This is a genomic window from Cellulosimicrobium cellulans, assembly GCF_006539945.1.
Classification (GTDB): domain Bacteria; phylum Actinomycetota; class Actinomycetes; order Actinomycetales; family Cellulomonadaceae; genus Cellulosimicrobium; species Cellulosimicrobium cellulans.
On sequence record NZ_BJNZ01000031.1, the window covers coordinates 1 to 12111 of the forward strand.

Here is a 12111-nt window from a genome sequence, read left to right on the forward strand (position 1 = left end):
GCCGGTGGCGGACGACGCCGCGTCCGGTGCCCCGGCGTCGGCGGTCCCGCTCGGTGCCGCGCCCGCCTCCGGGCTCGGCGGGGCGCCGTCCGGGTCGTGGGCCGCCGCGGCGCGCGCGGCCGGACTGCACGCGCCGCTGCCCGGAGCTCTCGGCGGGTCCCGGCCGGGGGCTGGGCCGGCGGTCGCGACCCGTCCCACGCCTCCGGACGCGTGCCGGCTCGCGGTGCGGGAGAGCGACGTGTCGGACGAGGCGCTCGCCGAGCTCCGGGGGCGGTGGTCCGACGAGCTCACCGAGCGCGAGCTCGACGTCGCGCTGCTCGTCGTCCAGGGCGCGTCGAACAGGGAGGCCGCGGACCAGCTCTACCTCTCGGTGCGCACGGTGGAGGTTCACCTCGGCCGGGTGTTCCGGAAGCTCGGGGTGCGCTCGCGCGTCGAGCTCACCGTGCTCGCGCACCGCGTGGGGCGTTGAGGGGAATCCACGAGTCTCGTCGCCGCGGTACGTACCGAGGGTCCGGAACGAGGGTGGATTCGGGACGGTTTGTCCGGTTCTGCGCACCTCTGTCCTACGGGTGAACCCTTACGTGGCAGGTAAGTTCGCACCATGAACAATGTGGGAAGCGCGGATAACGCCATGGTGCCCGCGTCATTACGTTCGAGAGGACCCGAGGGCGACGACGACTCCGGAGGACGGCGACGTGGCCCACCGCACCAGCAACGAGGCAGGACCCATGGACGTGTCCCTCTTCACCAGACCACCCCGCGCCGGGCGCCGACGCGGCGCACGCCTCACCGCGCTCGCGACCGCTGCGGCGCTCGTCGGCGGGCTCCTCGCGGGAGTCGCGCCGGCTCAGGCCGCCGAGGTCGCACCCGCCGCCGTCTCCCACCCGGGCGACAGCGACGTGAACGGCTACCGCAACGTCGGCTACTTCACGCAGTGGGGCGTGTACGGCCGCAACTTCCAGCTCAAGAAGGTCCAGGACTCCGGCGCCGCCCAGGACCTCACGCACATCAACTACTCGTTCGGCAACATCCACCACCAGAACCTCACGTGCTTCATCGCGAACAAGGCGCAGGGCACGGGGCCGAACGGCTCCGACGGCGCCGGCGACGCGTGGGCGGACTTCGGCATGGGCTACACCGCGGCGAGCTCCGTGGCCGGCGTCGCCGACACGTGGGACCAGCCGCTCGCCGGCTCGTTCAACCAGCTCAAGCAGCTCAAGGCGAAGAACCCGCAGCTCCGCGCCCTCATCTCCATCGGCGGCTGGACCTGGTCCAAGAACTTCTCGAAGGCCGCCGCGACGCAGGCGTCGCGCGAGAAGTTCGTGTCGTCGTGCATCGACATCTACATCAAGGGCAACCTCCCCGTGATCGACGGCCGCGGCGGGGCCGGCGCTGCCGCCGGCGTGTTCGACGGCATCGACATCGACTGGGAGTGGCCCGGCTCGAACAACGGCGAGGTGGGCAACTACGTCGACACCGTCAACGACCGCGCGAACTTCAAGCTGCTGCTCGCCGAGTTCCGCAAGCAGCTCGACGCGTACGGTGCGCAGACGGGCAAGCACTACCTGCTCTCGGCGTTCCTCCCGGCCAACCCGGACGACATCGCGGCGGGCGGCTGGAACGACCCGGCGATCTTCGAGTACCTCGACTACGGCAACGTCCAGGGCTACGACCTGCACGGCGCGTGGGACCCCGCGCTCGCCGGTCCCCAGGCCAACCTGTACGACGACCCCGCCGACCCGCGGGCTGCCAACCGCCGGTTCAGCGCCGACAAGGCGGTGCAGGAGTACCTGCGCGCCGGGGTCGACCCGAGCCAGCTCGGCCTCGGCATGGCCATGTACGGCCGCGGCTGGAAGGGCGTGACGTCCTCGGCCCCGTGGTCGGCGGCGACGGGAGCGGCCCCCGGTACCTGGGAGGCGGGCAACGAGGACTACGACAAGCTCCGCACGCGAGGCCAGGACTACTACGACCCGGCCACGGTCTCGGCCTGGCGCTATGACGGTGACCAGTGGTGGGGCTACGACAACGCACGGTCCGTCGCCGCCAAGGCGGAGTACATCGACCGCCTGAACCTCGGCGGCGGCATGTGGTGGGACCTCTCCGGCAACCACGACGGCACGCTGCTCGGGGGCTTCACGGACAAGATCCGTGCGCTCCCGGCCGGTCCGGTCGACGGCACGGACGGCCCGACCGACCCGACCGATCCCACGGACCCGACGGATCCGACCGACCCGACCGATCCCACGGACCCGACGGACCCGACGGACTGCCTGGCGGCGTGGTCGTCGAGCGCGGTGTACACGGGCGGCGCGACGGTGTCGTTCGAGGGGAAGAACTACCGCGCGAAGTGGTGGACCCAGGGTGACCGCCCGAGCGCGGGCGGCCCGTGGGAGGCGACCGGCACGTGCGGCGCCACCGACCCCACCGACCCCACCGACCCCACGGACCCGACCGACCCGACCGACCCGACCGACCCGGGTACGTGCACCGCACCCGCCTGGTCGTCGAGCGCGGTCTACACCGGTGGCGCGACGGTCTCCTACCAGGGCCAGAGCTACCGCGCGAAGTGGTGGACGCAGAACAACGTCCCGGGCGCGGAGCAGTACGGCCCCTGGGAGTCGCTGGGCGCCTGCTGACGCTCGGCCCTCGTCGGCCCCTGACGGCGCCGGTCGCCACGAGCGACCGGCGCCGCCGAGCGGGACCCGCCCACGACGTCGTCGACGGCGGGCGCGGGCGACGAGTCCTGTGCACCCCGCCCGTGCACCCTCCCCTCGCCGCGTCGCCGACGCACCCGTCGTCGACGGCCGTCGTGGCGGGTCCCGCTCGGCAACCCTCAGCACCCCCTCAGCAATCCGTCGGTCGCCCTCCCCCGGGCGACCGTGCCCGACGCGACGCCGACCGGCGTCGTGCGCAGCAACCCAGCAGATCGAGTTACCCCCATGCGGTTGTCCCTGACCCCCCGGGCGCGCGCCCCCCGCGCTCCCGGACGCCGGCCACAGGCCGTCGCGGCCGTCACGACGCTCGCCGTGCTCGCCACCGGTCTCGTCGGTGCCGCCGCCGCGCAGGCCGCGACCCCCGTGGCCGCCGCCGCGACCACGACGTGCGCGGACCCCTGGTCCCCGACCCCGGCCTACGGGGGCGGCGCGACCGTCTCGCACGACGGCCAGAACTACCGGGCGAAGTGGTGGACGCAGAACAACGTCCCGGGCGCGGAGCAGTACGGCCCCTGGGAGTCGCTCGGTGCGTGCGGCGACACCCCGACCGAGGAGCCGACGACCGACCCGACGACCGACCCGACGACGGACCCGACGACGGACCCCACGACCGACCCGACCACGGACCCGACCACGGACCCCGCCGCGAACCCGGACGAGAAGTGCCGTCCTGACGGGATGGCGCAGACACCGGGCGTCCGGACGCCCTACTGCGACGTGTACGACGAGAGCGGACGCGAGAAGCTGCCGAACGGCCTGGACCGCCGCGTCATCGGCTACTTCTCGAGCTGGCGGACCGGCGCGAACGGCCAGCCGCGCTACCTCGCGAGCGACATCCCGTGGGACAAGCTCTCCCACATCAACTACGCGTTCGCGCACATCGACGGGAACGACGAGGTCTCGGTGAACGCCGGCGCGGCGGGCAACGCGGCGACGGACATGACGTGGCCGGGCGTCGCGGGCGCGGAGATGGACCCGACGCTCGACTACACGGGCCACTTCAACCTGCTGGCGAAGTACAAGAAGGCCAACCCGGGCGTCAAGGTCATCCCCGCGGTGGGCGGCTGGGCCGAGACGGGCGGATATTTCGACGCGAGCGGCAAGCGCGTCGCGTCCGGCGGTTTCTACACGATGACGGAGTCGCAGGCCCGGATCGACACCTTCGCCGACTCGGTCGTCGACTTCGTCCGCGAGTACGGGTTCGACGGCATCGACATCGACTACGAGTACCCGACGTCGAACAACCAGGCCGGGAACCCCGACGACTTCGCGATCTCCGACAAGCGCCGCGGGCAGCTCTTCCAGGGCTACGTGAACCTCATGAGGACGCTGCGCGAGAAGCTCGACGTGGCGGGCGCGCAGGACGGCGAGTACTACATGCTCACCACCGCGACGCCGTCGTCGGGGTGGCTGCTGCGCGGCATGGAGGTCTACCAGGTCACGCAGTACACGGACTACGTCAACATGATGACGTACGACCTGCACGGTGCCTGGAACGAGTACGTGGGCGGCAACGGCGCGCTGTTCGACGACGGCAAGGACCCCGAGCTCGCGGCCGGCGGCGTGTACAGCGCCTACAAGGGCATCGGCTACCTCAACGGCGACTGGGCCTCGCACTACTTCCGGGGAGCCATGCAGTCCGGTCGCATCAACCTGGGCGTGCCGTTCTACACCCGCGGCTTCCAGGGCGTCCAGGGCGGCACCTACGGCATGGGCGGCACCGCGAAGGCGCCGGCCGGGTTCCTGTGCCCGGCGGGCACCAACAACAAGTGCGGCTACGGCGCGGAGGGCATCGACAACCTCTGGTACGACAGCGACCCGCAGGGCAACGCGGTCCCGGCCGGCGTCAACCCGATGTGGCACGTGCTGAACCTCGAGAAGGGCGTGACGGGCGACTACGTCTCCGCGTACGGCGTCACGGACACGATCCAGGGCACGTACGAGCGCCACTTCGACCCGGTCACCAAGAACGAGTGGTGGTGGAACGCGCAGACCAGGACGTTCCTCTCCGGTGACTCGACCGAGGCGATCGCCGCCAAGGCGGACTACGTCGCGGACACCGGGCTCGGTGGCCTGATGATCTGGGAGCTCGCGGGCGACTTCGGCTACGACCAGGCGAAGGGCCAGTACGAGATCGGCAGCACCCTCGTCGACCTCATGCACAGCAAGCTCTCGGCCACGACGCCCTACGGCGCGTCGAAGGCGAACGCCGACCGGACGATGCCGACGCAGGCGCTCGACGTCGACATCCGGTACACGGAGTTCGCGCTCGGCGACAACAACTACCCGATCTCGCCCAAGGTCGTCTTCACCAACGACGGTGCGAAGGACATCCCGGCCGGCGCGACGATCTCGTTCCAGTACGGCACGACCGACCCGGGCGAGATGAGCGACTGGAGCGGCTTCAAGACGACGGTCACCGCGAAGGGCCACACGGGCGACAACGTCGGCGGCCTCGACGGCGACTTCCACACCGTGCAGTTCACGGTCCCGACGGGGGGCATCCCGGCGGGCGGCTCGATCACGAACCAGCTCAAGTGGTCGATGCCGGCCGCCCAGTTCTCCAACGTGATCGTCACGGTCGACGGCGTGGACTACGCCACGACGTACGACCACCCGCGCGGCGTGACCGTCGTCGACCTCCCGGGCTCCGGGGGAGGCGAGGGCCCGGGCGGCCCCGGCACCGGCACGGGTGAGTGCACCGCGGCGGCCTGGGTCGCGGGCACGGCCTACAGCGGCGGCGCGGTGGTGAGCCACGGCGGCCACGAGTGGACGGCGCGCTACTGGACCCAGAACGACACCCCTGGCGCCTCGGCGTGGGGTCCGTGGGCCGACGGCGGCGCGTGCTGACGCACCACCGACGTCCCTGACGAGGTCCCGCCTCGGTGGCTCGCGGGTACGGGGAATCCCGTACCCGCGAGCCGCCATCGTGTGGGTCTCACGCATCTCCACCCGCGTTCGCGCTCGCTAGCGTGACGAGAACCGACGAGGTCTCCGCAGCTCCCCCCAGTGGGCTGCGGGGACCTCCGACCGTGAAAGGCGACCATCGTGCACGTGCACCATCGAACGACCCGTATCTCCCGCTCCCTGGCGGTCGTCGCGCTCGGCGGCGTGCTCCTGGCCGGGTGCTCGGGTGCCTCCGCGCCCGACGCGACCGCCGACGGGGGCTCGGGCCCGGCCACGGCCGAGGACCACGGCGCGCACGGCGCCCACGCCGACCAGGGCAAGGTCCCGGTCGGGCCCCTCCAGCTCCCCGCGGCCGAGTACTGGTCCGTGCTCCAGCCTGCCGACGGCCTCACGCAGGTCCGCGCGGGCGGTTGCCCCGAGGACGCGGTCTGCCCCAGCTTCGAGATCCTCACCGGCGCGGCCCTCGACGGCGTCGACCCCGCCGCGGCGCACGTGCCCGACGGCTCCACCTGCCCCGGAGGCGACGAGCTCGCCGCGCGGGCGGTCGGGGAGGCGACGGAGTCGGACGTGGAGGTCGCCGGCACGCCCGCCACGCTCGCGCGCTGGACGCTCTCGTGCGTCGACGGGTCCGGCGCCGAGGTGCGCACGGTCGAGCAGCTCCAGTGGTACGTGCCGGACGCGCCTGGTGGTGCCGTGCTCGTCGTCGACCGCTGGGCCTTCGAGGGCCTGGAGTCTCGCCTCGCAGCCGGAGGCTGGGTGCCCGCCTGACGGCCTGACGGTCCGGGCGGACCCGGCGCCGCCCCACGACCCGTGGACGCCACGAAGGCCTCGCACCCTGCCGGGTGCGAGGCCTTCGTCGTCCGTGCGGTGCCGGTCAGCCCTGACGGGCCCGGCGCGTCAGGAGGACGATCGCCGCGCCGACCACGGCGAGCCCCGCCGCGATCGCCGCGTACAGGCCGACCGTGGCGCCGGTCTCGGCGAGCGTCGGGTTCTGGCTCCCGGCGACGGGGTTGTCGACCGTCGTCACACCGGGGAAGCAGTTGCTCGTGTCCTGCGGGTACGTCACCGGGACGGTCACCTCGGGGTTCACGGCGAACGTCACGTCCACCGTGCCCGTGGCCCAGCCGTGGGTCGCGGTGTTGATCCACATGTTGTTCACGAGCTCCCAGCCCTCGTCGGCCGGCAGGTCGACGAAGCGCTCGGGATACGCACCGGGCCACAGGACCCGTCCGCTGAGGGGCAGGTCGGCCATGACCTCGTCCTCGCCGTCCGGGTTGTGCCACGTCAGCGTCGCCGTCGTGTTGGGCGTGCCGGTGACCGAGACCCCGTAGTCGAGATAGGAGACGCCCTCGACGCAGACGGGCGTGAGCACGTCGACGTTGATCGTCGGCTCCGGGGTGCCGGGCGGGTTCGTCGCGCACTCGGGGGTCGACGGCGGGTAGGCCACCACGGTCTCGGCCGTGGGGTTGACCTCGAAGACGACCGTCACGCCCGCGCGGACCCAGTCGAACTCGTCGCCGACGACCCACTCGCCGTCCACGAGGCTCCAGCCGGGCCAGTCGACCGGGTCGCCCGCGCCGTCGACCTCCGCACCGGGCCACAGGACCCGGCCCGAGAGCGGCAGCCCGGACTGGACGACGTCCTCGCCGTCCGGGTTGACCCAGGTGATCGAGAGGGGGTTCGCCTCGTCGTTCTCGTAGTTCTCGGGGAGCTCGAAGACGTAGTCGAGGTACGGGACGTCGCCGTCGCAGACCGGAGAGGCCACGGTGATCTCCGGGACGTAGGTCTCCGGATCGGTGGTGGCTGCGCTCGCGGACGTCGCGGCGACGGGGACGGTCAGGAGCGCGGCGACCGCGGAGAGCGCTCCGACGAGCACCGCCCGTCCCGTGCTGCGCAGACCCTTCGAGGTACGCATGGCTTCTTCACCCGTCTCGGTTCAGGATTTGTGGAGTTCCGGTACACAGAGAGCCCCGGAGTGCGGTCCGTGATGCATCGCGTCACGGGCCAGTGGCACGGGTCGAGCGACAGGCGCCCAGAATAGCGAGGATCAGGACCCGAACTGGACGGTCGTCCGGGTGAATTGTGGTCGCCAGGACCATCGTTATCGCGCCGTGATCCTGTGCAGGTTCCGGTGTGTGGACGGGCACCCCTCGCGGGCGGCGCCGCCGGCGTCCGGCAGGACGCCGCGACGGTTCACGCGCACGCGGCGACCGGGACCACCTCGAGGCCGGGCGTCGACACCGTCGGGGTCGTCCACACGTCGATCGTGCCGTCGGCGCCCGGGTGGTCCAGCGTGCCGGGCGAGGTCACGGTGAACGAGACCGTCGTGCTCTGACCCGGCGCGAGCTCGACGGGGAGCGAGGACGCGCGCCGGCCGCCCACCTCCGCGACGAGCGATCCCGTCGGGCCCCCGCCCACCCGGACGGTGCCGACCTCGCCGCCGCGCGGCGGGTAGAGGACGACCACCGTGCGCACGTTCCCCGGGGTGACGCCCGAGATGCCCCCGCCGGTGACGTACCACGGCAGGCTCGTCCCGGCGTCGGCCGGCGCGGTGGACGTGAGCGCGGTGGTGAAGGTGTCGACGCGTCCGCCGTCGGCGCAGACGCTCCCGGTGAGCCGGACGTCCGTGTCGAGGTAGTAGCCCATCTTGCCGCCGGTGGCGTCGTTGAGGAACACGCCGACGGAGCTCGCCGCGCGGTCGGCGGTGTCGATGTCGCCCGCGACGACGGTTCCCGCCAGGCGGTCCTGCTCGTCGGGGTGCGCGGACCAGAGGAGCACGCGGTGCTCGTCCGCGCCGCGGGCGAGGGCGTCGCGCGCGAGGCCCGGGTCCGCGGCGCCGGTGAGGAAGGTGTCGAGGACGGTCGACGCGACGGAGGCGAAGAACGCGTCCGTCTGCTCCCCGGGCTCGAGCTCGGCGTAGGCGTCCGAGAGGAGGACCTGGGCGAGGTTGCCCGCGTCGAGCGCGACGGTCTCGTCGCCGAACGGCACCTCGACCCCTCCGGTGGCCTCGAGCAGGTAGGACAGCGCGACCGGGTCGATCGCCGCCACGCCGTCCACCGCCTCGCCCTGCGACTGCTCCCACATGGCCGCCGTGAGCTCCGCGGTCGTCGGGAAGTCGGGCGTGAGCGGGGTGTCCTGCACGTAGCGGCCCACGCGGTCGGTGAAGAGCTGCTCCACCCCGGGGTCCAAGGGGAGGACGGGCTCGGCGAACGGCGGGACGTCGGCCGTCGAGGCCTGGCGCTCCAGCGAGACGGCGCCGTCGTCCACCGTGAGGACCGCGAGCGCTCCGGGGATGCCGCCGCCCGCGCGCAGCTCGGCGTTGTTCAACGAGGCCACGAGGTATCGGCGCGGTCCGTCGGCACCGAGCATGGCCGGGCCGAGCGTGGCGAGGCGGTCGGCGGTGCGCACGACGGGGCGCAGGTCGTCCGTCCGCGCGACGAGCGTCGCGTACGGCTCCGCGATCTCCTGGTGCAGCGCGTCGGGGTCCACGCGGGCGAGCCGGGCGTCGATGTCGTCGAACGTGGCCGCTGCCCGGGCCATGGCCGGTGCCGCCTCGGTGAGCGGGGCGAGGTCGACGCCGTCGCCCGTGAGCGTCAGGCTGTCTCCCTCGACCGCGCCGAGCGCCTGCGTGAGCGACGGCAGGACGACCGCCGCGAGGTCGTCCACGGTCGCGGCCGCGGCGGAGAACGCCCGGACGTCCTGGCCGTACACGGGAAGGTGGGCAGCCAGGGACCACAGCGGGCCGTCGGTGCTGGCGCGCGCCGTCGCGGTGTAGGGCTGGACCCGGTCCAGGGCGGCCTCCGCGGTCTCGACGTCGCCGGAGCGCAGCGCCTCCTCGGCCGCGGGGACCTCGTCGAGCGCGCGCGTCAGCGCGTCGCGCGCGGCGAGGGCGTCGCGGGCCAGCAGCGCCACGCACACCACGAGGAGCACGGCCAGCAGGATCAGGCCCCAGCCCAGCCAGGACGCCCAGTGCCGACGTCGGCGACCGCCCGTGTGGCGCGGCGGCAGGTCGGCCGGCTCCGTCGTCGTCATGCCCCACAGCGTAGGTGCTGAGCGGGGGCGGGATCGGTGCCGTCACGGGTGAGGTTCGGGTGAAGGACGCGCCGTGCAAGGAATGATCGGCTCGGGACACAGAGCGGTTGACAGCCCGCCCCGCCGACGAGGAGCCGCCGTGACGACCGACGAGGGCAACGACGAGACCATCGAGGCCGCCGTCCACGACGAGGCCTGGTTCGCCGCGGTCTTCGCCGCGCACGCGACGCCGCTCTACCGCTACTTCCGCCGCCGGCTGCCGAGCGCCGCCGGTTCCGTGGGGCCCGACGCCGACGACCTCACGGCCGAGGTCCTCGCGACGGCCTGGCGGCGCCGCGAGGACGTGCCCGACGGCGCCGAGCTCCCGTGGCTGTACCGCACGGCGGGCTTCGTCCTCGCCAACCACCGGCGCAAGGCGCGGGCGGTGCCGGTGGCGGAGGTGCCGGACCGTGGTGACGAGGGCGCGGACGTCGAGCACGTCGTCGTGCAGGACGACGAGGTCCGGCGCGCGCTGGGCGCGCTGTCGGTCCGCGACCGGCGCATCCTCCTCCTGCACGCCTGGGAGGGCCTGGGCGGCGACGACCTGGCGGCGGTCCTCGGCACGTCGCGCGGGGGCGCGGACGCCGCGCTCTCGCGGGCGCGCGCGCGGCTGCGCGCCGCGTGGGCGGAGCAGTCGGCCCTCGCGCAAGAGTCGGGCGCCTGAGCACACATCACGGGTAGACCCGACCGGCCGCGGCCCCCGCGGCACGGTCCCGCAGTACCTGGAGGGCGACATGACCACCCGAACCCCCGACCAGCCCGACGACGCCGACCTCGAGCGCCTCCGCGCCGCCGACCCGGCGGCCGGCGCCGCACCGGACATTGGCGCCCTGGAGGCCGCGGTCCGCGACCGCGTCCCCGAGGCGTTCGCCGGCGGGGCGACGGCCGGCTCGCCCGACAGCCCCCCGCTCTCCGGGTCCGCGGGCCCGACGGCGACCCTCGTGGACGAGCTCGCCGAGCGTCGCGCCCGCCGCCTGCGCCGGCGGGCCCCGCTCCAGGTCGCCGCGGTGGCCGGCGTGCTCGTCGTCGGGGCGGGCGGCTACGCGCTCGGTGCGGGAGCGGTCGGGGCCTCGTCCGCGGGGGACACGGCCGTCGAGTCCACCGCGCTCGCGCCCATCCAGCTCGGCGCCGCCGACGCTCCCGCCGCGGAAGACGCCGCCGGCGGGGCCCCGGAGAGCCTCGCCGCCGGGTCGCGCGCGACGGCGGACATGGCGTACCCGGGGCTCTGGGGCGGGCGCACCGTGTTCCACCAGGACGGGCTCCCCACGCAGGGCGCGAGCGCCGATGCCTGGGCCTACGACGCGGCGAGCGTGTACTCGCAGGAGACGGCGCGCCGCGTCGCGGACGTGCTCGGGGTCCCCGGAGAGGTGCGCGAGGACTACGGGTCGTACGCCGTGGGGTCGACCGACGGGACCGGGCCGAGCCTCTACCTCCAGGCTGACGGGCTCGGGAGCGTGAGCTACAACGACCCGACGAAGGACCCGTGGGGCTGCGTCGTCGTGACGCCGATGCCGGCCGAGGGCGACGAGGGTTCGGGGAGCTCCGGCGCCGAGCCGGGGGCGTGCGAGGAGTCCGACCACGGCGCGCCCCCGAGCGGTGGGGACGCCGTCGACGCGCTCCGCGACGTGCTCGCGTCGCTCGGGCTGGACCCCGCGGGGTTCGAGGTGGTCGCGGACGAGCAGCCGGCCGACCAGGGCGCGCCGCGGGCGACGAGCGTGACCGCGTACGAGGTGGTCGAGGGTCAGCGCACCGGGACGCAGTGGAGCGCGACGTACTCCGGTGCCGGCCTCGCGTCTTTGTACGGGGGACTGGCGCCGCGCGTCGCGATCGGCTCCTACGACGTGGTGAGCCCTGCCGAGGCGGTGGGCCGCCTGGGTGACCCGCGGTTCGGCGGGGGCGGGATGATCGCCCTGGCGCGGGAGGGAGCGGCCGCCGAGCTCGTGCCGGAGATCGCGCCGGCCGAGCCGGAGGCGCCGACCGTGCCGCCGACGGTCGGCGAGGGCGTCCGGTTCGCGTGGCCCGTCACGGAGGTGACGATCACGGACGCGCGGCTCGGCCTCGCGGTGCAGTACCAGCCCGACGGCGCGGCGGTGCTCCTGCCCGCGTACGAGCTGTCCGACGCCGACGGCAACGTGTGGTCGGTCGTGGCCGTCGCCGACGACCAGCTCGACTTCGCCCCCGCCGGCTGACGCGAACCACCGAGCGCGGCCGGGCGGTCGTCATCCGCGCGATGACGACCGCCCGGTCGTTTTTGTCGTACGCTTTTGCACGCTGCAAGCGTCGTGCCTCGCGAAAGTGGCCACGCTTTTGATTGACCATCGACAAAAGTGTGACTAGGGTCGCAGCAGACCGGGCGCCCACCGGGTCGGAGAGCGTTCACACGCCCTCGTCCGGGCGTGCGGTCCGACGATGGCAGGGA

The 12111-nt window shown here is 73.6% G+C and carries 8 protein-coding genes; 6 read left to right on the plus strand and 2 right to left on the minus strand.

Going from position 1 to position 12111, the window contains the following annotated elements; translation table 11 throughout:
- The 4 genes from CCE02nite_RS21100 to CCE02nite_RS20575 all read left to right on the plus strand — a co-directional run.
- Positions 1–469, plus strand: a 469-nt coding sequence (locus CCE02nite_RS21100) for a response regulator transcription factor (RefSeq protein ID WP_141390905.1), incomplete at its 5' end; no start/stop codon positions are given.
- Positions 470–728: 259 nt separating this feature from the next.
- On the plus strand, positions 729–2636 hold the full coding sequence (locus CCE02nite_RS17585) for a glycosyl hydrolase family 18 protein (RefSeq protein ID WP_141390946.1): 1908 nt from the start codon (positions 729–731) through the stop codon (positions 2634–2636).
- A 303-nt stretch (positions 2637–2939) separates the two neighbouring features.
- Entirely contained in the window at positions 2940–5564 is a 2625-nt protein-coding gene (locus CCE02nite_RS17590; protein WP_141390906.1) for a glycosyl hydrolase family 18 protein, read from the plus strand.
- A 204-nt stretch (positions 5565–5768) separates the two neighbouring features.
- A complete protein-coding gene (locus CCE02nite_RS20575; protein WP_170227370.1) occupies positions 5769–6389 on the plus strand; it encodes a hypothetical protein in 621 nt (206 codons plus the stop codon).
- Positions 6390–6495: 106 nt separating this feature from the next.
- Here CCE02nite_RS20575 and CCE02nite_RS17600 read toward each other — a convergent pair whose 3' ends face one another.
- Together CCE02nite_RS17600 and CCE02nite_RS17605 are read right to left on the minus strand one after the other, a co-directional pair.
- Positions 6496–7536, minus strand: a complete 1041-nt coding sequence (locus CCE02nite_RS17600) for a hypothetical protein (RefSeq protein WP_141390907.1) — start codon at positions 7534–7536, stop codon at positions 6496–6498.
- A gap of 278 nt (positions 7537–7814) precedes the next feature.
- Positions 7815–9653, minus strand: coding sequence for a DUF4012 domain-containing protein (locus CCE02nite_RS17605; protein WP_141390908.1), 1839 nt, complete (start codon positions 9651–9653; stop codon positions 7815–7817).
- Positions 9654–9792: 139 nt separating this feature from the next.
- On the opposite strand from CCE02nite_RS17605, the gene CCE02nite_RS17610 reads away from it, so the two are divergent.
- Positions 9793–10356, plus strand: coding sequence for an RNA polymerase sigma factor (locus CCE02nite_RS17610; protein WP_255318945.1), 564 nt, complete (start codon positions 9793–9795; stop codon positions 10354–10356).
- A 70-nt stretch (positions 10357–10426) separates the two neighbouring features.
- Positions 10427–11881: a hypothetical protein gene (locus CCE02nite_RS17615; protein WP_141390909.1), complete on the plus strand. Its 1455-nt coding sequence runs from the start codon at positions 10427–10429 to the stop codon at positions 11879–11881.
- The last annotated feature ends 230 nt before the right edge of the window (positions 11882–12111 follow it).

Coding starts and splice junctions, on each gene's coding strand:
- CCE02nite_RS17600 (WP_141390907.1), bottom strand. CDS start 7,536: ATGCGTACCTCGAAGGGTCTGCGCAGCACGGGACGGGCGGTGCTCGTC.
- CCE02nite_RS17605 (WP_141390908.1), bottom strand. CDS start 9,653: ATGACGACGACGGAGCCGGCCGACCTGCCGCCGCGCCACACGGGCGGT.
- CCE02nite_RS17615 (WP_141390909.1), top strand. CDS start 10,427: ATGACCACCCGAACCCCCGACCAGCCCGACGACGCCGACCTCGAGCGC.
- CCE02nite_RS17585 (WP_141390946.1), top strand. CDS start 729: ATGGACGTGTCCCTCTTCACCAGACCACCCCGCGCCGGGCGCCGACGC.
- CCE02nite_RS17590 (WP_141390906.1), top strand. CDS start 2,940: ATGCGGTTGTCCCTGACCCCCCGGGCGCGCGCCCCCCGCGCTCCCGGA.